The following is a 23,238-nucleotide window of genomic DNA, read 5'->3' as shown; positions in this document are numbered from 1 at the left end:
TGCCACCGGTGTAAATATGGGTATTGCGTTATGCGCCTGACCGAGACCGAGGTCCAGACCCCATCTCTGACTCAAGTCACCGCATCGACCTGCTGTTATTGCGGCGTGGGCTGCGGTGTATTGATCGAGCATGACGAAGATAAAATCCTCGGCGTCAGTGGCGATCCACAGCATCCGGCCAACTTCGGCAAATTGTGCAGCAAAGGTTCAAGCCTGCACCTGACCGGTGATCTCAGTGCCCGAGCCTTGTATCCGGAATTGCGCCTGGGCAAATCACTGGCCCGCAGCGTGACCGACTGGGATACCGCGCTGGATCACGCTGCCGAGGTGTTCGCCCGGACCATCGCCGAACACGGCCCGGACAGCGTGGCGTTCTACATTTCCGGGCAACTGCTGACTGAAGACTATTACGCGTTCAACAAGCTGGCTCGCGCCCTGGTCGGCACCAACAATATCGACAGCAATTCGCGCCTGTGCATGTCCTCCGCCGTGGTGGGTTACAAACGCAGCCTGGGTGCGGATGCGCCGCCGTGCAGCTACGAGGACATCGAACTCAGTGATTGCGTGCTGATCGTCGGCAGCAACATGGCCTACGCGCATCCGATCCTGTTTCGGCGTCTTGAAGCCGCCAAAAGCAGCCGCCCGGACATGAAAATCATCGTCATCGACCCGCGTCGCACCGACACCTGCGAGCTGGCCGATCTGCATCTGGCGATTCAGCCGGGAACCGATGTCGCCCTGTTTCACGGCATCCTGCATCTGCTGCTCTGGGAAGGCTGGATCGACCGCGACTTCATCGACACCCACACCGAAGGCTATGCCGAGCTCAAAGCCCTGGTCCACGATTACCCACCGCAGCGGGTTGCAGAGCTGTGCGGCGTGTCCGTCGCGCAATTGCAGACCTGCGCGCGCTGGGTCGGGCAGGCGCCGAGCTTCCTGTCGTTGTGGTGCATGGGTCTGAATCAATCCACGTCCGGCAGCGCGAAAAACAGCGCACTGATCAATCTGCATCTGGCGACCGGGCAAATTGGCCGGCCCGGTGCCGGACCTTTCTCCCTGACGGGTCAGCCCAACGCCATGGGCGGCCGGGAAACCGGCAGTCTGTCCAACCTGTTGCCCGGACATCGGGAAGCCAGCAGCCCCGAGCATCGCGCCGAAGTCGCCGAATACTGGGGAGTCGACAGCCTGCCGGAAGCACCGGGGCTGTCAGCCATCGAACTGTTCGAGCAGGTACAGGCCGGCAAGATCAAGGCCTTGTGGATCGCCTGCACCAACCCCGCCCAATCGTTGCCGGATCAACATAAAGTCCAGCAAGCCCTGACCACCTGCCCGTTCGTGGTCCTGCAGGAAGCCTTTCGCACCACTGAAACGGCGCGCTTTGCCGACCTGCTGCTGCCCGCCGCCAGTTGGGGCGAAAAAGAAGGCACGGTGACCAATTCCGAGCGGCGTATTTCCCATGTTCGCCGGGCGATTCCGGCACCCGGCGCAGCGCGGCCGGATTGGGCGATCACTGTGGATTTCGCCCGCCGTCTGCAAGCCCGACTGCAACCCGACGCGCCTACGCTGTTCGAGTTTGCCCGGCCGCAAGCGCTGTTCGATGAATACAAAGTCCTGACTCAGGGCCGCGATCTGGACTTGTCCGGCATCAGCTACGCGATCCTCGACCAGACTGGCCCGCAGCAATGGCCGTACCCTCAAGGCGCAACCCTCGGCACGGCACGATTGTATGCGGACGGGATTTTCCCTACGCCGTCCGGCCGCGCCCGATTTGTTGCCGACGCCTATCGTGCGCCCAGCGAGCTGCGTGACGCGCGCTATCCGCTGACCCTCAACACGGGGCGCCTACGTGACCAATGGCATGGCATGAGCCGCACAGGCACGGCTGCGCGCCTGTTTGGCCATGTCAGCGAAGCGGTTCTGGGCCTGCATCCTGACGAACTGAATCGACACCGCCTGCAGCCGGGCGATCTGGTGAGCCTGACCAGCCGACGCGGCAGCATCGTGGTGCCGGTTGGCAGCGACGACAGCCTGCGCTCGGGACAAGCTTTTTTGCCCATGCATTGGGGCGATCGCTTTCTCAAGGGCGGGGTCAACCTGCTGACCCAGCCGGCATTCGATCCGCTGTCCAAGCAGCCGGAGTTGAAGCATTCAGGTGTACGCATCGACAAAATTGACCTGCCCTGGAAACTCTTCGTGCTGATCGAAGGCGATGTGCAGACATTACTGACGGCATTGCGCCCGCTGTGCGAAGCCTTCGATTACGTCAGCCTGGGGCTGGCCGGTCGGGAACGTCCGGGGCTGGTGATCAACGCCGCCAACGCCGCAGCACCAGAACCCGATCTGCTGCAGGAAATCGACCGGATACTCGGCCTCAATGAAGGGCCGGTCATGGCCTATGACGACCCGAAGCGCTCCATCGGCAAGCGTGTACGCCTCGAAAACGGGCGGATCACTGCCGTGCGGCTGGCGGGGGAAACCCTGGCTCGCCACTGGCTGCAAAACCAATGGCTCAAAGGCAGCCTCAACGACAACTTGCGGCGTTGGTTGCTGGCGCCGCTGAGTACGCCGCCGGGCGCGAGCTCGACGCCAACGCGCGGCGGCAAGATTTTGTGCAACTGCATGAACGTCAGTGAAGGGGCAATTGTTGCCGGTATCGCTCAAGGCCTGGACTTGGGTCAATTGAAGAAACAACTGGGCTGCGGCAGCATGTGCGGCTCCTGCGTGCCAGAAATCAAACGGCTGCTGACAGCGGTCGCGATCATTTAAGAGGTGAGCAGCATGAGTGCAAAAGTCTGGCTGGTGGGCGCAGGTCCCGGTGATCCGGAGTTACTCACTCTCAAGGCCGTGCGGGCGTTGCGGGAAGCAGATGTGGTGCTGATCGACGATCTGGTCAATACCGCCGTGCTTGAACATTGCCCGAACGCGCGGATTATTCCGGTCGGCAAACGCGGCGGCTGTCGCTCGACCCCGCAGGCATTCATCCATCGTCTGATGCTGCGTTACGTGCGCCAGGGCAAATGCGTGGTGCGCCTCAAGGGCGGCGATCCGTGCATTTTCGGGCGCGGCGGCGAAGAAGCCGACTGGCTGCGCGCGCGGGATGTCGAGGTCGAACTGGTCAATGGCATCACCGCAGGCCTGGCCGGTGCGACTCAGTGCGGCATCTCGCTGACGTTGCGCGGCATCAGTCGCGGCGTGACGCTGGTCACCGCTCATACCCAGGATGACAGCAGTCTGAATTGGCAGGCGCTGGCGCAGACCGGCACCACATTAGTGGTGTACATGGGCGTGGCAAAGCTGGCGGAAATCCGTGACAGCCTGCTGGCCGGCGGCCTCGCCGCGCATACGCCGGTGGCGATGATCGAAAATGCTTCCTTGCCGCAGCAGCGCGAATGCCGCAGTTCCCTGGCCGACATGCAGCGCGACGCGGTGACCTTCCAACTGAAAAGCCCGGCGATTCTGGTGATCGGCGCGGTGGCTGCTGCCGATCAGGCAGACATGGCGGACTGGCTGCAAACCCAGGCCAGTGTCGGTTGATGCGGTTGTCAGTGAGAAGACACGTAAATCGACGGTGATGTGGGTGCGGGCAAGGCGTAACTACGCCGGATGCGCGCCACTTCGCTGTGCGGCGTGAGACCGAAGAAGCGTTTGAATTCGCGGCTGAACTGCGACGGGCTTTCATAGCCGACACTGAAACCGGCGATTGCGGCGGTCATGTCGCTGCGCAGCATCAACAGCCGCGCCTGATGCAGGCGCGTAGATTTCAGGTACTGCATGGGCGAAGTATCAGTGACCGCGCGAAAGTGCGAGTGGAAGCTGGACGAACTCATGCCCGCCTCTTTCGCCAGGCAGTCCACGTCGAGCGGCTCCTGATAAAAGGCGTGAATACGCTGAATCGCCTTGGTGATCTTGCCAAATTGTCCCTGGCTGTTCAGCGCGGCGCGCAGCGAGCCGCCCTGCTCGCCGCAGATGATTCGGTAATAAATCTCCCGCAGCAGTGAAGCGCCGAGAATCCGCGCCTCGGTCGTGTCGGCCATGGCTTCGAGAAAGCGCAGCGTGGAGTGCCTGAGCGAATCCTCCATGGGCGAGGAGTACATGCCTTTGGGCTGCGCCTGAGTGGCGCCTTTGCCCTCATCGACTTGCAGCATCAATTGCGCAGCAAGATTGAAATCCAGACGCAGATACACCGCCAGCATCGGCTCTTCAGCGCTGGCGTCGGTTTCCATGGTGAACGGCACCGGCACCGAAACCACCAGGTAATGCTGGGCATCGTAAAGGTAGATTTCATCGCCGAGATAGCCGCGTTTGCGACCCTGACAGAGGATCACGATCCCCGGCTCATAAAGCACCGGGGTACGCGTCAAAGGCCGATTGGAGCGTAGAAAGCGCACATCATCCAGTGCCGACAGGTTGTAGCCTTCATCAGGCGCCAGCTGTTCCATCAGCTCAATCATGCGCGCTTTCGTATCGTGCTCTTGACTCATTACTACCTCATTCAGCCGTCGGTGGAACGTGTCAGCGATTCCCAGGCGTCGATCTGCTCCAGCCTGCGCAGCAACTCGCTCCTGACCAACTCCAGCGCGTCGCTGCCGAGCAACAGGTGCGCGGGCGGTGTCGGACTGGCGATCAGTTGCAGAATGGCCAACGCCGCTTTGCGTGGATCGCCCAACTGCTTGCCGCTTTTATCTTCGCGCGCCTTTCGAATCGGATCAAACGACGCATCGTAGTCGGCAATTGCCCGGGGACTCCTGAGCATTGACCGCCCCGCCCAATCGGTACGAAACGAGCCCGGCGCGACTGCGGTGACGAATACATTGAAGGGCTTGAGTTCCTTACTCAGCGCATCGGAAATGCCCTCAAGGGCAAATTTGCTCGCGCAGTAGTAAGAAATGCCCGGCATGGTGATAAACCCGCCCATGGAGGTGATATTGATGATGTGGCCGGCCCGCCGCTGCCTGAAATAAGGCACAAACGCCTTGGTAACCGCCACCGCGCCGAACACATTCACATCGAATTGCCTGCGCATTTCTTCGATGGGCGATTCCTCGAAGATGCCTTCGTGGCCATAACCTGCGTTGTTGACCAGCACATCCACCGGGCCAAAGTCGGCTTCGGCCTTGGCGACCGCAGCGTCGATGGCGGCGAAATCGGTGACATCCAGCAGCACGCCATGGGCTTGATCCGGGGCGCTGGCTTCGAACAAGGCCAGCGCCTCGGCGTTGCGCAGCGTGCCGATCACGCGATGCCCGGCGGCCAATGCTTCGGTGGCCAGGGCTTGGCCGAAGCCGCTGCTGACGCCAGTGATGAAAATCGTTTTTGCAGCAGTCATGACACGTCCTCGATCAATGGTGTGAGAGAACCATGCTACGACTGTGGACCTTGAATTCGATGACTGTTTTCTACGCCGATCTTGCCTATTCCTCCAGATCCGGACTGCGGCGTTGACCGGGCTCAAACCCGAAGGTCAAATCCCGGGCAAAGAAAAGCCCGGCATAAGCCGGGCTTTCCTATTGAAGCGATTTAAAGCGGGCTAATTACTTAGCTTGGGCTTCAACTTCAGCTTCTACGCGACGGTTAACAGCGCGGCCAGCGTCAGTTGCGTTATCAGCAACTGGACGGGATTCGCCATAACCAACCGAGTTTACGCGGCTAGCGCCAACACCGTACTGGTTAACCAGAACCTGTTTAACGGCGTTTGCACGACGCTCGGACAGTTTTTGGTTGTAAGCGTCAGGACCGACGGAGTCAGTGTGACCTTCAACAGTGGTGGTAGTCGATGGGTACTGTTGCATGAAGTCAGCGAGGTTCTTGATATCGCCGTAGCTGTTAGGCTTGACTACGGATTTGTCGAAATCGAACTTCACGTCCAGCTCAACACGAACCACTTCGGCAACTGCTGGGCAGCCATCAGCGTCAACAGTTACGTTGGCTGGGGTGTCCGGGCACTTGTCGACGTTGTCGCACACGCCGTCGTTGTCGCTGTCGGAGCACACTTCAGCTACTGGAGCTGGTGCTGCTTCAACTTTCTTCGAACCGCCACCGAAGTTTACGCCGATACCGACGCTTGGAGCCCACTCGGTGTCGCCTTGGTCGATGTTGTACTGAGCTTCAACGCCTGCACGGGCATAGAAGTTGTCGGTGAAGTAAAGCTTGGCACCGCCGCCAACGTTGGCGAAAGTGGAGCCGTTACGACCACCGCGGCCGTCTTGACCGATGCTCTGATCGGAGAAACCAGCCGAGACGTAAGGGCGCAGCATGTCGCCCGGATTGTTGAAGTGGTACAGAGCGTCAAGAGCGGTATCGGAACCCTTGATGTTCTTGCCCGAGTCGCTACGAACGTTGTGCACTTCGTCGTAGCCCAGACGCAATTCAACATCGTCAGTCAGGAAGTAGCCAACAGAGCCGCCGAACAGGTTGCCGTTGTTTTTGAAGTCACGGGCGCTGTCGTACATTTCTTTCTTGGCGAAGCCTTCGATTTCGACTGCGCCTTGGCCTTGTGCCAGAGCGCCGAACGATGCAGCGGCAACAATAGTACCAATGGCCAAGCCCAAGGTGTTTTTCAGTTTCATCCGTTAAATCCCCATCTGGTGATTGTAAAGCAGTCCCACATATAAGGGACAACTCGTAGGCAAGTCTATCAGAACTTGCCCGATTGTTAGAGGTATTTGCACCGAGTTAAGTTTCGGTAATGCCCGCAAATTTCTCACGTAATTTATCAAGAGCCCGCTTGTAGCGCATTTTCGTTGCGCTCAAGCCCATGTGCATGATGTCTGCGATCTCCTGAAATTCCAACTCTGCGACAAATCGTAGCACCAGAATTTCCCGATCGATCGGGTTCACATGCACCAGCCAGCGATCGAGTCCACCCCGCTCTTCAGGTTTAGGCGTCTTGTCTTCGGACGCTTCCTCAAGTGGATCCAGACTCAAAGCGTCCATCAAGCGACGCTTACGCCGTTCCTTTCTGTACTGCGTAATGCATTCGTTGTAAGTGATGCTGTAGAGCCAGGTTTTGAATTTCGATTTGCCCTCGAAATTCTTCAAGCCATACAACACCTTAAGCATCACTTCCTGACAGACATCATCTGCATCGCGATCGTTCCCTAAATAACGTGCACAAACGTTAAAAAGTGTCCTTTGATAGCGACGCATCAACTCTTCGTAGGCCCGCGTCACGTGAAACAGCTCGACGTGCGCGCGCGCGACCAACTCCTCGTCAGAGAGCTCGCGGGGGTCGTAGCGCATCGATAGCGGTTGGGGTTTATTCAAAACAAGTCGTGCCGACAGTCGGGTCAATGTCCGCCACTGTCCGGATTCCGGCGATGCGTGGCGGCATACATTAGCAGGTTAGCCGCCTATCGGCTGCTCACTCGCTGTTCGAGGAGGATTCGGTTGGACAATGAAACCAACTCTCCCTCATCGGTCAGCAGGGTGGTTTTCACCGTGCCAATTTCTTCGATCTGGCCTTCGACCTCGCCAACACGCACTTGTTGCCCTACCTGATACAACTCCCGCACATATATTCCCGCCAGGATCTGCCCGGCAATTTCGCGACTTCCAAGGCCCATTGCCAACGCAACTGCCAGACCAACGGTAATCAGACCGATCACAATCACATGGTTGAGCAGGTCGGTCTTGACCTCCAACTGGCTGATCGCCACCGAAATACTGATGATGATCACCAGCCCCTGGGCGATTCTGCCCAGCCCGGCCGAGTAATCCAGCCCTACACCTTCAGCGGCTCCGCGCACCAGGCCGTTGACCAACTGCGCCAACAGCACTCCCACGAGCAACACCAAAGCAGCACCAAACACTTTCGGCAGGTACAAGGCCAGCATGTCCAGCGTCGCGGAAACCCGCTCCAGACCCAGCGATTCGGCCGCAGACACCAGGAAAATCAACAACACAAACCAGTAGACGATCTTGCCGATCAGGGTCGAGATGGGGACTTGAACACCCGCGCGACTGATCAGTTTGGTCAAGCCGGTGCCGCCCATCAGGCGATCCAGGCCCAGCTTGGCCAGTAATTTGGAGAGCAATGTGTCCAACAGCTTGGCGACGACAAAACCCAGCAATACGACAACCAGGGCACCAAACAGGTTCGGGATGAAATTTGCAACTTTGGTCCACAATGCAGTCATTGCGGCAACCAGGCTCTGGGTCCAGAGATCCAATTCCATGTTCAATCAGCCTTATCGACAGAGCGAGGGTTAGCTTTCAGTGTGTTTTGGCGCGACACCGGTGAAACGTGGGCCGAACCATTGTTCAAGGCAATCATCATCGCCTGGGACCAGCGACCCAGAAGGCCGAACAGAACACCCGCCCCGACCTGACGGTTGGCGGTCTTCAAAACTCGCCCCAGGCACGCATCGTCATCCCGGCTGGAGGAGGACGAATTGAGCATGTCGCGCAAAGATTCTTCAAACGGATCGTGCATTAGGCACCTCACGTAACGTCACTGAAAGACGCGACCAAATTTGCATGAGTCACAAGCCGCTGGTCGAGCACGGCCAAAAAAAACCGTTTTACACCCAGCGCAGGCGTCTATATAGCCACCATTGGCCCAAAGCGACCGCGATTATCAACGTACAGGCCACCAGAAAACCGTAAGGACTGGCGGAGCCCGGTATGCCTCCGACGTTGATCCCCAACAAGCCGGTCAGGAAGCTCATCGGCAGGAAAATACCGGTGATGATCCCGAAGCGGTACATGGTTTTATTCATCCGTTCGCGCAGGCGCCGATCTTCGGATTCGAGCACCAAACCCACGCGTTCACGGGTTAATTCCAGCTCTTCGAGGTAACGGGTGAGACTGTTGTTGAGCTCGTTCCAGTAGTCGGCATCGTCTTCGACGAACCATGGGAACTTGCTGCGGGTCAGCTGCGCGTATATGTCTCTTTGCGGAGCGAGAAAACGCCGCAAGCCAGCGGCTCGGCGACGGATATGCAGCAACGTTCCGTGATCGGGCGTATACCGCTCGTCGGCATCTATTTTTTCTTCTTCTATATCGACCGATTCAGTCAGGTCGCCGACCAATGGCTGGACTTTGTCGGTGAGGTATTGAGCCAGATAAAGAATGAGTTCGGAGGCGGTTTTCGGCCCCTTGCCTTCATTCAGTTGCTCGATCAGTTCGTCGGTGGCACGCAGCGGACGCAGGCGCAGGGAAATGACCTGCTGGGCGGCAGCGAAGATCCGCACCGAGACCATGTCTTCAGGCTCGGCACCCGGATTGAGATTGACCCCGCGCAGAAACAGCAACAGGTTGTTGTCCGGCAGCGGCAGCAAACGCGGCCGGGTGTTTTCTTCGAGCAGCAGGTCGCAGGCGAACTCGCTCAAGCCGCTCGCGGTGCGCAACCAGGTATGGGTTTGCGGATGGCCACGGTCCCAGTGCAGCCAGACACTCTCGTGCGGCTGCAACTGCAGGCAATCCAGTTCGGTCCGAGCGATGAAACGCGCCCCGCCACTACCATCCAATACGAGGGCATGTACCAGCCCCCACTGCGCGTTTTGCTCGTCAAACATTCGTACTTCGCTTATTCCGGCATTTTCAGAGGAGAAGGAGAAACGATCACGCCATTATTGTCGGCGTACACGTATTCGCCAGGACGAAAGGTCACGCCGGCAAAAGTGATCGGGACATTGAGATCACCAATGCCGCGCTTGTCGGTCTTTTTCGGGTGACTGGCCAGTGCCTGAACGCCGAGATCGGTCTGCGCGATCACATCCACGTCGCGGATGCAGCCGTAGATGACCATGCCTTCCCAGCAGCTTCGAGCGGCCTTTTCGGCCAGCATGTCGCCCAGCAACGCGCAACGCAGCGATCCGCCGCCGTCGATGACCAACACCTTGCCCTTGCCGTCCTGCTCGACCTGCTCGCGCACCAGAGAGTTGTCTTCAAAACACTTGATAGTGACAATTTCGCCACCGAAGGAATCACGGCCGCCAAAATTGCTGAACATCGGCTCAACGACCTGCACCAATTCCGGGTAGGCATCGCACAAATCGGGAGTGAGGTAATGCATGACGTAACTCCTATCAGTGAAGGTTCATCAAGGGGCAAATCCATCTACTGCGTCGTAGCTTAGCCGTAACCAGGCGACAGCGAAACGATCTAACTCAATGCATTGCGGCGATCGGCTGCTGCGACAGCTCCTGTACAGGCATGCAGCGCTCGTGCAGCCAGTCCTTGACCAGCGGCCAGACCTCGCGCTGCGCAGGCTTGCTGACCAGCATCTGCACGTGACCAAAATCCTCGGAGAAACCCTGTTCACGTCCCAGGCAGATGAACGTGCGCTGCTGCGAGCCGATCTGCTCGTAAAGCTTGCGGCAGGCCCAGGCCGGGTCCTGATGATCGCCCGCCGCTGCGACCACCAATAAAGGCACGGTCACCTCGGCCAGGCCCGCCCACCAATCGCTGTACTTATCGCCGAACCGACCGAACAAGCCATGCCAGCGCAGGCTTTCCAGCGCCAGACCAATCGGCTCGTCTTCCGGGCCACGTTTGAAGCGCGGACCGGAAATGTGCTCGAAGGGTTTGAGCAGCAAGCGGCTGGACCATTGCACTGGCGGAATTTTCAGCGGCCAATAGGTGCGGCTGATCTGACTGCCAAACAGCGCCACCGACGCCGCGCTGTCCGGGCCCAGATACTGACCGCCCAATGCCGCCGCCAGGGTGGTGCCGCCCAGCGAATGGCCGATCCAGTGGGCAACCTGCCCGCTCTGCTCGGTCACGAACGCAGCGATGGCCGGCAGATCGTAACGCGCATAGTCGGCAACCCGGTTGTAGCGATAGGCCTGATTGCGCGCGGACAAGCCATGCCCGCGCATTTCCGGAATCCACACATCAAAGCCGGCCCGGGCCAGATACGCACCCAGGCCAATGCCTTTGGGCGAATACCAAAACCGTCGATTGGAAAAACTGCCGTGCAAGAGAATTACCGGCACGCCGCGCGCATCCGGCTGCGCAACCAGACCCAGCCGGGTCAAGGCGATTTCGACGCTGGCATCAGGACTGTTGGCGGGTTTCAGGCGATAAACGTCCTCGATCAGATCGCCACGTCGTTCGGCGCTGATCAAGGCCACAGGAAAAAGGCTGCTGCTGCTTTGCATATTGCTCTGGTAAGAAAAGGCCGGCATCAGAGACTGTTCGTCGCCGCCCTGATTGAACATAAAAAAGCCCCGACCCACGTCAGCGGGTCGGGGCTTGACTCAGTGGATCAGACCGGAGCCTGAGCCTCAGCCAGGAAGAACCAGGTTTCCAGTACGGAATCGGGGTTCAACGAGACGCTTTCGATACCTTGATCCATCAACCAGCGCGCCAGATCCGGGTGATCCGACGGGCCCTGGCCGCAAATGCCGATGTATTTGCCGGCCTTGTTACAGGCCTGGATTGCGTTGGACAGCAACTTCTTGACCGCCGGATTACGCTCATCGAACAGGTGCGCGATGACGCCGGAGTCACGGTCCAGGCCCAGCGTAAGCTGAGTCAGGTCGTTGGAGCCGATGGAGAAACCGTCGAAGTACTCAAGGAACTCTTCAGCCAGAATCGCGTTGGACGGCAGTTCACACATCATGATGATGCGCAGGCCGTTCTCGCCGCGTTTCAGACCGTTTTCCGCCAGCAGATCGATCACCTGGCTCGCTTCACCCAGGGTGCGCACGAACGGCACCATGATTTCCACGTTGGTCAGGCCCATCTCTTCGCGGACACGCTTGAGCGCGCGGCATTCGAGTTCGAAGCAGTCGCGGAAATTCTCGCTGATGTAACGCGAGGCACCACGGAAACCCAGCATCGGGTTTTCTTCTTCCGGCTCGTACAGTTTGCCGCCGATCAGGTTCGCGTACTCGTTGGACTTGAAGTCCGAGAGGCGCACGATGACCTTTTTCGGGGTGAACGCCGCAGCCAGGGTGCTGATGCCTTCGACCAGTTTTTCGACATAGAAGCCGACTGGATCGTTGTAACCGGCGATGCGCTTGTTGACGCTGTCCTTGATATCTTGCGGCAGACCGTCGTAATTGAGCAGCGCCTTGGGGTGCACGCCGATCATACGGTTGATGATGAATTCCAGACGCGCCAGGCCGACACCGGCATTGGGCAGCTGGGCGAAGTCGAACGCACGGTCCGGGTTGCCGACGTTCATCATGATCTTGAACGGCAGATCCGGCATGGCATCGACCGAGTTGGTCTTGATGTCAAAACCCAGCTCGCCTTCGAAGATATAACCGGTGTCGCCTTCGGCGCAGGAAACCGTCACGCCCTGGCCATCCACCAGCACTTGGGTGGCGTTGCCGCAACCGACCACGGCCGGAATACCCAGTTCACGGGCGATGATCGCCGCGTGGCAGGTACGACCGCCTCGGTTGGTGACGATGGCACTGGCGCGTTTCATGACCGGTTCCCAATCCGGGTCGGTCATGTCCGAGACCAGCACGTCGCCTGGCTGGACCTTGTCCATCTCGGACACGTCCTTGATGATGCGGACCTTGCCGGCGCCGATACGCTGGCCGATGGCACGGCCTTCTACTAATACAGTGCCGGTTTCCTTGAGCAGGTAACGTTCCATAACGTTGGCCTGGGAACGGCTCTTCACGGTTTCAGGACGTGCCTGAACGATGTAGAGCTTGCCGTCGTCACCGTCCTTGGCCCATTCGATGTCCATCGGGCACTTGTAGTGCTTCTCGATGATCATCGCCTGTTTGGCCAGTTCGGAAACTTCCTCGTCGCTCAGGCAGAAACGTGCGCGGTCGGCAGCGTCGACGTCGATGACCTTGACCGATTTACCGGCCGAGGCTACTTCGCCGTAGATCATCTTGATTGCCTTGCTGCCCAGGTTGCGGCGCAGGATCGCAGGACGACCGGCTTCAAGCGTACCTTTGTGCACGTAGAATTCGTCCGGATTGACCGCGCCTTGCACCACGGTTTCACCCAGGCCATAGGCGCCGGTGATGAACACCACGTCGCGGAAGCCCGATTCAGTGTCCAGGGTGAACATCACGCCTGCGGTGCCGGTCTCGGAGCGGACCATGCGCTGCACGCCAGCGGACAATGCCACCAGCTTATGGTCGAAACCCTGATGCACGCGGTAGGAAATGGCGCGGTCGTTGAACAGCGAGGCGAACACTTCCTTGGCCGCGCGGATCACGTTCTCGACGCCACGGATATTCAGGAAGGTTTCTTGCTGACCGGCGAACGAAGCGTCGGGAAGGTCTTCGGCGGTGGCGGAAGAGCGCACGGCAACGGCCAGATTCGGATTACCTGCCGACAACGTGGCGAAGGCAGTGCGAATTTCGGCGTTGAGCTTCTCGGGAAACTCGGCGTCCATGATCCACTGACGAATCTGCGCGCCGGTCTTGGCCAGCGCGTTGACGTCGTCGACATCAAGAGCGTCCAGGGCTGCGTGAATCTGATCGTTCAGACCACTCAGCTCAAGGAAATCACGGTAGGCCTGAGCCGTAGTGGCAAAGCCACCAGGCACCGAAACGCCAGCACCTGCGAGGTTACTGATCATTTCGCCGAGGGATGCGTTCTTGCCTCCCACATGCTCCACATCATGGACGCCGAGCTTTTCGAGGGAAACTACGTACTCTACCAAGGTGATCTCTCCACTAACTATGTTTGTTGTTGGGAAAAGCTCATGCACCCGGAACCTGTACTGCGCTTCCGGGCGTTTGTGGCCTGGGCCATGAAAATAAGTGAGAATGCGGACCACCCAGGCCCGCATGCGCGCCTATGATATCCAAGAATCGTCACCAGCTTAAGGCCCAAGGCGCAAATGAAACGATCCGCTTTCTTTATCTCCGACGGCACCGGCATCACGGCCGAAACTCTAGGCCAGAGCCTGTTAGCGCAATTTGAGAACATTACGTTCAACAAGTTCACGAGGCCCTACATCGACAGCGTCGAGAAAGCGCGGGCGATGGTACAACAAATCAACAATGCCGCCGAAAAAGACGATGTACGCCCGATCATCTTCGATACCATCGTCAATCAGGACATCCGCGAAATTCTCGCGACGTCCAACGGTTTCATGATCGACATTTTCTCGACCTTTCTCGCGCCACTGGAGCAGGAGCTTAGTTCACACTCTTCCTATTCGGTGGGCAAATCGCACTCCATCGGTCACAACTCCAACTACATGGAGCGGATCGAGGCGGTCAACTTCGCCCTGGACAATGACGACGGCGCACGCACCCATTATTACGACAAGGCGGACATCATTCTGGTGGGCGTTTCGCGCTGTGGCAAAACCCCGACTTGTCTGTACATGGCCATGCAATTTGGCATCCGCGCCGCCAACTACCCGCTCACCGAAGACGACATGGAGCGCCTGCAACTGCCCAACGCGCTCAAGGAACACCGTAACAAATTATTCGGCCTGACCATTGATCCAGATCGGTTAACGGCGATTCGCCACGAACGCAAACCCAACAGCCGCTACGCCAGCTACGCCCAGTGCGAGTTTGAAGTCCGCGAGGTGGAAAACCTGTTCCGCCGCGAGAACATCCCGAACATCAACTCCACGCATTTCTCGGTAGAAGAAATCTCCGCCAAAGTGCTGGTCGAGAAAGGCGTGGAACGGCGTTTCAAATAACAAGCCTTGAACCCCCCCCCCGGCCTCTTCGGGGACAAGTCCCCTCCTACCGGACAGGGTATGGTTCGGTAGGACCGGACTTGTCCGGGAAGGCGGTATTTCAGGCACCGCCTTGTGTCGGATGTAACGACCTCTTCGCGGGCAAGCCTCGCTCCTACGTATCTTTGCCCCTACAGATTCACCCACAAATCCACAAACCGATGCACCGGCATTGCTTCCAGACCCGCCTGATCCTTGCACACGGCAAACAGCTGCTCGCAGCGCTGCGGGGCGAAGCGAGTGGCCAGGTTGCTTTTGAACTTCTCTTCCAGCAGCGGGATGCCGGCGGCGCGACGCCGGCGATGGCCGATGGGGTATTCGACTTCCACCTTGTCAGTGCTGGAACCGTCCTTGAAAAACACCTGAATGGCGTTGGCAATGGAGCGCTTGTCCGCTTCCAGGTATTCGTGGCTGTAGCGCGGGTCTTCGACGATTTCCATCTTATCCCGCAGCTGATCGATGACCGGATGGGCCGTATGAAACTCGTCTTCATAGTGCTCGGCGACCAGGGTGCCAAACACCAGCGGGACAGCGATCATGTACTGCAGACAGTGATCGCGGTCAGCAGCGTTGGCCAGCGGCCCGACCTTGGAAATGATGCGAATCGCCGATTCATGGGTGGTCACGACAATCCGGTCGATTTCGGAGATTCGATTGCGTACCAGCGGGTGCAACGTGACTGCCGCTTCGCAGGCCGTTTGCGCATGGAATTCGGCGGGAAAGCTGATCTTGAACAGCACGTTTTCCATCACATAGGTGCCGTAGGGCCGGGACAGGCTGAATGCGCGCTGATCCTCGGCTTTCAGCGCCAGGTCTTTATTGGTGTGACTGAACAGCACGTCGTAAAAGCCCCACTGCGGCGCGGTCAGCACGCCTGGAATGCCCATTTCGCCGCGCATGGCGATGTCCGCCAGACGCACTGCGCGACTGGTAGCATCGCCCGCCGCCCAGGATTTACGCGAACCGGCATTGGGTGCGTGGCGATAAGTACGCAATGCCTGACCATCGACAAAGGCGTGGGACAGCGCCGCAAGCATCTGCTCGCGACTGGCGCCCATCAGTTTGGCGGCGACAGCGGTGGACGCCACATTCACCAGCAGCACGTGATCAAGTCCGACACGATTGAAAGAGTTTTCCAGGGCAATCACACCCTGAATCTCGTGAGCCATGATCATCGCCTCAAGCACCGTCCGCATGCTCAGCGGCGCTTCGCCATCTGCCACGCGTTTCTGTGACAGATGGTCGGCCACCGCGAGAATTGCGCCGAGGTTGTCCGACGGATGCCCCCATTCCGCCGCCAGCCAGGTGTCGTTGTAATCCAGCCAGCGAATGGTGCAGCCGATATCCCAGGCAGCCTTGACCGGGTCGAGGCGCAAGTTCGTGCCGGGAACCCGAGCCCCAAAAGGCACAACGGTGCCTTCGACGATGGGGCCCAGATGCTTGGTGCATTCCGGGAAACGCAAGGCCAGCAAGCCGCAACCCAACGTATCCATGAGGCAATTGCGCGCGGTGTCCAGGGCCAGCGGGGACTCGATGCTGAAGGTCAGCACATAATCGGCGATGTCCTGCAGGACCTGGTCATAGTCCGGGCGGTTGTTCAGATCAACGTTGCTGCTCATTTCAATTCCTCTTTGTCCGAACGATTTTCGCTGGCAGAACTGACGCTTTCCCGGATGAATCCGGCCCTACAGCTTGGCCGTGCTTCATCTGTGGCTCAAACCTCAGGCACCCTCACCCAGCCTTCCATCAACACCCTGGCGCTACGACTCATAATAGCCTTGGTGACTTTCCATTCGCCGTTGCTTTGCACGGCTTCAGCGCCCACCCGCAAAGTGCCTGATGGATGGCCGAAACGCACCGCTTCCCGGTTAACACCGCCAGCAGCCAGGTTCACCAAAGTGCCGGGAACCGCCGCAGCGGTGCCGATGGCGACAGCGGCCGTGCCCATCATGGCGTGGTGCAGTTTGCCCATGGACATGGCGCGCACCAGCAGATCGACGCTCTCGGCTGCCACCGGTTTGCCACTGGAAGCCACGTAAGCCGCTGGCCCCGCAACAAAGGCCACCTTGGGCGTGTGCTGGCGCTTGGCCGCTTGGTCCAGATGTTCGATCAGGCCCATGCGCAGCGCACCGTAAGCGCGGATGGTCTCGAACATCGCCAGCGCTTTTGGGTCGCCATTGATGTCGCCCTGCAATTCGCTGCCGGTGTAACCGATGTCCTGGGCATTGACGAAAATTGTCGGAATCCCGGCGTTGATCATGGTCGCCTTGAACGTGCCGACACCCGGCACTTCAAGGTCATCCACCAGATTCCCGGTAGGAAACATCGAGCCGCCCGCGCCCTCTTCGTCCGCTGCCGGATCCATGAACTCCAGCTGCACCTCGGCAGCCGGAAAAGTCACCCCGTCCAGCTCGAAATCACCGGTTTCCTGCACCGCGCCGTCAGTGATCGACACATGAGCGATGATCGTCTTGCCGATATTGGCCTGCCAGATGCGCACCACCGCGACGCCGTTTTGCGGGACACGACTGGCTTCCAGTAAACCATTGCTGATGGCAAACGGGCCGACCGCTGCTGACAGATTGCCGCAATTGCCGCTCCAGTCCACGAAAGGCTTGTCGATGGAAACCTGACCGAACAGGTAATCCACGTCGTGATCGGCCTTGCTGCTTTTCGAGACGATCACGGTCTTGCTGGTGCTGGACGTCGCGCCGCCCATGCCGTCGATCTGCTTTTCATAAGGATCGGGGCTGCCTATCACCCGCAACAGCAAGGCGTCACGGGCCGCGCCGGGAACCTGCGCGTCGAGGGGCAAGTCTTGCAGTTTGAAAAATACGCCCTTGCTGGTGCCGCCCCGCATATAAGTGGCGGGGATTTTGATTTGCGCTGGGTGAGCCATGGAACGTGTCCTCTTAGATTAGGCGAGCTTCAGGCATTGCTTTCGCGAGCAAGCTCGCTCCCACGATTCTCCTGTACCCCGTGGGAGCGAGCTTGCTCGCGAATGGTCATGCCAACGCAGACTCCAGGAAATCCTGGGCAAAGCGCTGCAACACGCCGCCCGCCTCATAGATCGAGACTTCTTCAGCAGTGTCCAGGCGACAGGTCACCGGCACCTCGACGCGCTCGCCATTCTTGCGATTGATCACCAGGGTCATGGTGCTCAACGGGATGCGCTCGCCGAGTACGTCGAAGGTTTCGCTGCCGTCGATGTTCAAGGTATGCCGATCAACCCCGCGTTTGAACTCCAGTGGCAGCACGCCCATGCCCACCAGATTGGTGCGGTGAATGCGCTCGAAACCTTCGGCGGCAATCGCCTCGACGCCAGCCAGACGCACGCCTTTGGCCGCCCAGTCACGGGACGAACCCTGACCGTAGTCGGCGCCGGCAATGATAATCAGCGGCTGCTTGCGCTCCATGTAGGTTTCGATGGCTTCCCACATGCGCGTGACCTGGCCTTCCGGCTCGATCCGCGCCAGTGAACCCTGCTTGACCTTGCCGTCGACCTGCACCATTTCGTTGAGCAGTTTCGGGTTGGCAAAGGTCGCCCGCTGCGCAGTCAGGTGATCGCCGCGATGGGTGGCGTAGGAGTTGAAGTCTTCTTCCGGCAGGCCCATTTTCGCTAGATATTCACCGGCAGCGCTGTCGAGCATGATGGCGTTGGACGGCGACAAATGATCAGTGGTGATGTTGTCACCCAGCACGGCCAGCGGGCGCATGCCCTTGAGCGGTCGCGCCCCGGCCAGCGCACCTTCCCAATACGGCGGACGCCGAATATAAGTACTTTGCGCGCGCCAGTCGTACAGCGGCGTGACCTGCTCGCCGTCGTCAGCCTTGATCTCGAACATCGGGATATAGACCTGACGGAACTGATCCGGCTTGACGCTGGCCTTGACCACCGCGTCGATTTCTTCGTCGCTGGGCCAGATGTCTTTCAGGGTCAGCTGCTTGCCGTTCACATCGGCTCCCAGCACGTCCTTCTCGATATCGAAACGGATGGTGCCGGCAATGGCGTAAGCGACCACCAGTGGCGGCGAGGCCAGAAACGCCTGTTTGGCGTACGGGTGAATGCGTCCGTCGAAGTTGCGGTTGCCGGATAACACAGCCGTCGCGTACAGATCACGATCAATCACTTCCTGCTGGATTTTCGGGTCCAGCGCGCCGCTCATGCCGTTGCAGGTGGTGCAGGCAAAACCGACGATGCCAAAGCCAAGTTTTTCCAGTTCCGGCAACAGATTGGCTTCTTCCAGATACAGCTGAACCGCCTTGGAACCCGGCGCCAGCGACGTCTTGACCCACGGTTTGCGGGTCAGGCCGGCGGCGTTGGCGTTGCGCGCCAGCAAAGCCGCGGCGATCACATTGCGCGGGTTGCTGGTGTTGGTGCAACTGGTGATGGCGGCGATGATCACCGCACCGTCCGGCATCAGGCCCGGTTCGTTTTCAACCACGCCGGAAATCCCTCGCGCCGCCAGCTCCGAAGTCGGCACTCGGCGATGGGGGTTGGATGGCCCGGCGATGTTGCGCACCACGCTGGACAGGTCGAACTTGAGTACGCGCTCGTAGACGGCGGTTTTCAGGCTGTCGGCCCACAAGCCGGTTTGTCTGGCGTAGGTTTCCACCAGTTTGACCTGCTCTGGCTCGCGACCGGTCAGGGTCAGGTAATCCAGGGTTTGCTGGTCGATGTAGAACATGGCCGCCGTGGCGCCAAACTCCGGGGTCATGTTGGAAATGGTCGCCCGGTCGCCCAGGGTCAGCGCGTTGGCGCCGTCGCCGAAGAACTCCAGATAAGACGAAACCACTTTCTCGCCGCGCAGGAACTCAGTCACCGCCAGCACGATGTCGGTAGCGGTAATTCCCGGTTGGCGTTTGCCCACCAGCTCGACGCCGATGATATCCGGCAGGCGCATCCAGGAGGCGCGACCGAGCATCACGCTCTCGGCTTCCAGCCCGCCGACACCAATGGCGATGACGCCCAGTGCGTCGACATGCGGCGTATGGCTATCAGTACCGACCAAGGTGTCCGGGAACGCCACGCCATCCAGTGCATGCACCACCGGCGACATTCGCTCCAGATTGATCTGGTGCATGATGCCGTTGCCGGGCGGGATCACATCGACGTTCTTGAAGGCTTTCTTGGTCCAGTTGATGAAGTGAAAACGATCTTCGTTACGCCGGTCTTCGATGGCGCGATTGCGCTCGAAGGCGTCTTTTTCAAAACCGCCATGCTCCACCGCCAGCGAGTGATCGACGATCAGCTGGGTTGGCACCACCGGGTTGACCAGCGCCGGGTCGCCACCTTGCAAGGCAATCGCATCGCGCAAACCGGCCAGGTCCACCAGCGCGGTCTGGCCGAGGATGTCATGGCAGACCACCCGCGCCGGAAACCACGGGAAATCCAGGTCGCGGCGGCGCTCGATCAGCTGGGTCAGGGACGCCGCCAGCGTTGCCGGATCGCAGCGACGCACGAGGTTTTCGGCGAACACCCGAGAGGTGTACGGCAGCGTGTCGTAGGCACCGGGCTTGATCGCGTCGACCGCCGCACGGGCGTCGAAGTAATCCAGGCGGGTGCCGGGCAGCGGTTTGCGATGTTCAGTGTTCATGCGCGGGGACTCATCACGGAATTCGGTGGATGGACGGGGAGCTCATCGGCGGCTCCCCTGTCTCGGTCAATGCAGTCCAGTCAGCTGTACGTTCAGCGCTTATCGATAGCGACGAACCTGCGCTGCTCTACGCCGACGTATTCGGCGCTCGGACGGATAATGCGGTTGTTGGAGCGTTGTTCGAAGACGTGGGCGGCCCAGCCGGTCAGGCGCGAGCAGACGAAGATCGGCGTAAACAGCTTGGTCGGAATGCCCATGAAGTGATACGCCGAGGCGTGATAGAAGTCGGCATTGGGGAAGAGTTTTTTCTGTTCCCACATGGTCTTGTCGATGGCTTCGGACACCGGATACAACACCGTGTCCCCGGCTTCATCGGCGAGTTTTTTCGCCCAGCCCTTGATCACTTCGTTACGTGGATCAGAGTCTTTATAGATGGCGTGGCCGAAACCCATGATCTTGTCCTTGCGTTCGAGCATCGCCAGGGTGCCTTTTACGGCTTCCTCAGCCGAGCTGAAACGCTCGATCATCGCCATGGCCGCTTCATTGGCGCCGCCATGCAAAGGCCCGCGCAAGGTGCCGATGGCCGCCGTAACGCAGGAATACAGGTCTGACAAGGTAGAAGCGCAGACCCGCGCGGTGAAGGTCGACGCGTTGAATTCGTGTTCGGCGTAGAGGATCAGCGAAACGTCCATGACCTTGACGTGCAGCTCGCTGGGCGTTTTGCCCAACAGCAAATGCAGGAAGTGGCCGCCGATGGAGGTTTCGTCGGTCACGCAGTCGATACGCTCGCCATCGTGGCTGAACCGATACCAGTAGCACATGATCGCCGGGAACGCGGCCAGCAGCCGATCCGTGGCGTCGCGTTGCTGATCGAAGCTCAGTTCAGGTTCCAGCGTGCCGAGCATCGACGCGCCGGTGCGCATCACATCCATCGGATGGGTGTCGGCGGGAATCCGCTCCAGCACTTCTTTCAAAGCCTGCGGCAAGTCACGCAGCTTTTGCAGCTTGGCCAGATAGTCGTCCAGCTGGGCCTGAGTCGGCAGTTCGCCGTACAGCAACAAGTAAGCGACTTCCTCGAAGCGAGCCTCGGCGGCCAGCTCGCGTACGTCGTAACCGCGATAGGTCAAGCCGGCGCCAGCCTGGCCCACGGTCGACAAGGCAGTTTGTCCGGCAACCTGACCACGCAGGCCAGCGCCGCTTAATACTTTTGCTTCAGCCATTGCTCTCTCCAATTTTGAATTTGTTAGGGAATTGGCAATTTATAAACTGTGGATGCTCTACCCGTGGGAGCGAGCTTGCTCGCGAAGAGGCCATCGCCTCAGGCACATTCGCGAGCAAGCTCGCTCCCACCAAGTTCGCTCCTACGGATTTCATCAACCCTTCTTCTGCGCAAACAACGCATCCAGCTTCTGCTCGAAGGCGTGGTAATCAATTGCGTCATACAGCTCCATGCGGGTCTGCATGGTGTCGATCACGTTTTGCTGGGTGCCGTCGCGGCGAATCGCGCCGTAGACGTTTTCCGCCGCCTTGTTCATGGCGCGGAACGCCGACAAAGGATAGAGCACCAGCGACACATCGGCGCCGCGCAGCTCGTCCACGGTAAACAGCGGCGTGGCGCCGAACTCGGTGATGTTGGCCAGGATCGGTGCTTTGACACGCGCGGCGAACAGCTTGTACATCTCCAGCTCGGTAATCGCCTCCGGGAACACCATGTCCGCGCCGGCTTCAATACACGCCGCAGCCCGCTCCAGCGCAGACTCCAGACCTTCCACCGCCAGCGCATCGGTACGCGCCATGATCACGAAGCTGTCATCGGTGCGAGCATCGACGGCCGCCTTGATGCGGTCGACCATTTCCTGCTGGGAAACAATCTCTTTATTCGGACGATGGCCGCAGCGCTTGGCGCCCACCTGATCCTCGATATGAATCGCCGCCGCGCCGAACTTGATCATCGAACGTACGGTGCGCGCCACATTAAAGGCTGACGAGCCAAAGCCGGTATCCACGTCCACCAGCAACGGCAGATCGCAGACGTCGGTGATGCGTCGCACGTCAGTCAACACATCATCCAGCCCGGTGATTCCCAGGTCCGGCACGCCCAGTGAACCCGCCGCGACGCCGCCGCCCGACAGGTAGATCGCCTTGAAACCGGCGCGTTTGGCCAGCAAGGCATGGTTGGCATTGATCGCACCCACGACTTGCAAAGGGCTTTCACTGGCGACGGCATCACGAAAACGCTGACCGGGAGTGCTTTTATTGGAATTCATTTCTCACCTCGGAGGGGGGATTGGACGGCGCCCGGCACTTGGGCGCCTTGTTCGAGCATATGGCGCTCGATATTGCGTTTGGACGCCGCGATGTGACGGCGCATCAACAGCTCGGCCAGCTCGCCGTCACGCTCGGCAATGGCATCGAGAATGCGATGGTGCTCGGCAAATGCCTGACGCGGTCGGTTGGGCGTCGTGGAAAACTGAATGCGGTACATGCGCACCAGTTGATAAAGATCGCCGCAGAGCATCTGGGTCAAGGTGCGGTTGCCGCTGCCCTGAATGATTCGGTAATGAAAGTCGAAATCGCCTTCCTGCTGGTAATAGCCAACGCCAGCCTGAAACGCCGCATCGCGCTCATGGGTATCCAGTACCCGGCGCAGCTCATCGATTTCTTCGCCGGTCATGCGCTCGGCCGCCATGCGACAGGCCATGCCTTCAAGTGACTCGCGAATCTCGTACAGCTCGATCAGCTCGGCGTGACTCAGGGAAACCACCCGCGCCCCGACATGAGGAACGCGCACCAACAGCCGTTGCCCTTCCAGTCGATGAATCGCCTCACGCAGCGGACCCCGGCTGATGCCGTAAGTACGCGCCAGTTCCGGCTCGGAAATCTTGCTGCCGGGCGCGATCTCACCCTTGACGATAGCCGCCTGGATACGCCGAAAAACATTCTCGGACAGCGTCTCCGAATCGTCCGCCGCAGGGGCAATGATTTCAAGCGTATCCAGCATAGTGTCGACACCTTATG

General features: G+C 59.4%; 19 protein-coding genes. 3 read left to right on the top strand and 16 right to left on the bottom strand.

Going from position 1 to position 23,238, the window contains the following annotated elements:
• Positions 1-30 precede the first annotated feature (30 nt).
• Positions 31-2,766: a nitrate reductase gene (locus AFK24_RS15400; RefSeq protein ID WP_065834022.1), complete on the top strand. Its 2,736-nt coding sequence runs from the start codon at positions 31-33 to the stop codon at positions 2,764-2,766.
• 12 nt (positions 2,767-2,778) lie between these two features.
• Entirely contained in the window at positions 2,779-3,534 is a 756-nt protein-coding gene (cobA, locus tag AFK24_RS15395) for a uroporphyrinogen-III C-methyltransferase (protein WP_065834021.1), read from the top strand.
• An 8-nt stretch (positions 3,535-3,542) separates the two neighbouring features.
• On the opposite strand, the gene AFK24_RS15390 is transcribed toward cobA, so the two are convergent.
• From AFK24_RS15390 to ppsA, 10 genes are all read right to left on the bottom strand, one after another.
• Positions 3,543-4,481: an AraC family transcriptional regulator gene (locus tag AFK24_RS15390; RefSeq protein ID WP_065834020.1), complete on the bottom strand. Its 939-nt coding sequence runs from the start codon at positions 4,479-4,481 to the stop codon at positions 3,543-3,545.
• Between the two features lie 11 nt (positions 4,482-4,492).
• Complete coding sequence (locus AFK24_RS15385; protein WP_065834019.1) at positions 4,493-5,326, bottom strand: oxidoreductase; 834 nt, start codon at positions 5,324-5,326, stop codon at positions 4,493-4,495.
• 205 nt (positions 5,327-5,531) lie between these two features.
• A complete protein-coding gene (locus AFK24_RS15380; protein WP_065834018.1) occupies positions 5,532-6,566 on the bottom strand; it encodes an OmpA family protein in 1,035 nt (344 codons plus the stop codon).
• A gap of 106 nt (positions 6,567-6,672) precedes the next feature.
• On the bottom strand, positions 6,673-7,263 hold the full coding sequence (gene sigX / locus AFK24_RS15375; protein WP_065834017.1) for an RNA polymerase sigma factor SigX: 591 nt from the start codon (positions 7,261-7,263) through the stop codon (positions 6,673-6,675).
• Between the two features lie 86 nt (positions 7,264-7,349).
• Entirely contained in the window at positions 7,350-8,174 is an 825-nt protein-coding gene (locus AFK24_RS15370) for a mechanosensitive ion channel family protein (protein WP_020290165.1), read from the bottom strand.
• Positions 8,175-8,176: 2 nt separating this feature from the next.
• Positions 8,177-8,431, bottom strand: a complete 255-nt coding sequence (locus tag AFK24_RS15365) for a CrfX protein (protein WP_065834016.1) — start codon at positions 8,429-8,431, stop codon at positions 8,177-8,179.
• Between the two features lie 88 nt (positions 8,432-8,519).
• A complete protein-coding gene (locus AFK24_RS15360) occupies positions 8,520-9,515 on the bottom strand; it encodes a zinc transporter ZntB (protein ID WP_065834015.1) in 996 nt (331 codons plus the stop codon).
• 11 nt (positions 9,516-9,526) lie between these two features.
• The gene (rraA, locus tag AFK24_RS15355) at positions 9,527-10,015 is read right to left on the bottom strand and encodes a ribonuclease E activity regulator RraA (RefSeq protein ID WP_065834014.1); all 489 of its coding nucleotides are present in this window, start codon (positions 10,013-10,015) and stop codon (positions 9,527-9,529) included.
• Positions 10,016-10,109: 94 nt separating this feature from the next.
• Positions 10,110-11,102, bottom strand: a complete 993-nt coding sequence (locus tag AFK24_RS15350; RefSeq protein WP_065834084.1) for an alpha/beta fold hydrolase — start codon at positions 11,100-11,102, stop codon at positions 10,110-10,112.
• Between the two features lie 107 nt (positions 11,103-11,209).
• Positions 11,210-13,585: a phosphoenolpyruvate synthase gene (ppsA, locus tag AFK24_RS15345; RefSeq protein WP_065834013.1), complete on the bottom strand. Its 2,376-nt coding sequence runs from the start codon at positions 13,583-13,585 to the stop codon at positions 11,210-11,212.
• 180 nt (positions 13,586-13,765) lie between these two features.
• Here ppsA and ppsR point away from each other — a divergent pair, with 180 nt between their 5' ends.
• Positions 13,766-14,584: a posphoenolpyruvate synthetase regulatory kinase/phosphorylase PpsR gene (gene ppsR / locus AFK24_RS15335; protein ID WP_065834012.1), complete on the top strand. Its 819-nt coding sequence runs from the start codon at positions 13,766-13,768 to the stop codon at positions 14,582-14,584.
• A 170-nt stretch (positions 14,585-14,754) separates the two neighbouring features.
• Here ppsR and prpD read toward each other — a convergent pair whose 3' ends face one another.
• From prpD to AFK24_RS15305, 6 genes are all read right to left on the bottom strand, one after another.
• Positions 14,755-16,242 carry a 2-methylcitrate dehydratase gene (gene prpD / locus AFK24_RS15330; RefSeq protein WP_065834011.1) on the bottom strand — a complete coding sequence of 496 codons (1,488 nt, stop codon included), beginning with the start codon at positions 16,240-16,242 and terminating at the stop codon, positions 14,755-14,757.
• Between the two features lie 95 nt (positions 16,243-16,337).
• Positions 16,338-17,522, bottom strand: coding sequence for a 2-methylaconitate cis-trans isomerase PrpF (prpF, locus tag AFK24_RS15325; RefSeq protein WP_065834010.1), 1,185 nt, complete (start codon positions 17,520-17,522; stop codon positions 16,338-16,340).
• 106 nt (positions 17,523-17,628) lie between these two features.
• Positions 17,629-20,220 carry a Fe/S-dependent 2-methylisocitrate dehydratase AcnD gene (gene acnD, locus AFK24_RS15320; protein ID WP_065834009.1) on the bottom strand — a complete coding sequence of 864 codons (2,592 nt, stop codon included), beginning with the start codon at positions 20,218-20,220 and terminating at the stop codon, positions 17,629-17,631.
• A gap of 92 nt (positions 20,221-20,312) precedes the next feature.
• Entirely contained in the window at positions 20,313-21,440 is a 1,128-nt protein-coding gene (prpC, locus tag AFK24_RS15315; protein WP_065834008.1) for a bifunctional 2-methylcitrate synthase/citrate synthase, read from the bottom strand.
• A 153-nt stretch (positions 21,441-21,593) separates the two neighbouring features.
• A complete protein-coding gene (gene prpB / locus AFK24_RS15310) occupies positions 21,594-22,487 on the bottom strand; it encodes a methylisocitrate lyase (protein WP_065834007.1) in 894 nt (297 codons plus the stop codon).
• Positions 22,484-23,221, bottom strand: coding sequence for a GntR family transcriptional regulator (locus AFK24_RS15305; protein WP_065834006.1), 738 nt, complete (start codon positions 23,219-23,221; stop codon positions 22,484-22,486). The genes prpB and AFK24_RS15305 overlap by 4 nt, the downstream gene beginning before the upstream one ends.
• Positions 23,222-23,238: the final 17 nt, after the last annotated feature.

It is taken from the genome of Pseudomonas syringae (genome assembly GCF_001698815.1).
Lineage (GTDB): Bacteria > Pseudomonadota > Gammaproteobacteria > Pseudomonadales > Pseudomonadaceae > Aquipseudomonas > Aquipseudomonas syringae_A.
This window is presented reverse-complemented; position numbering and strand designations above follow the sequence as displayed.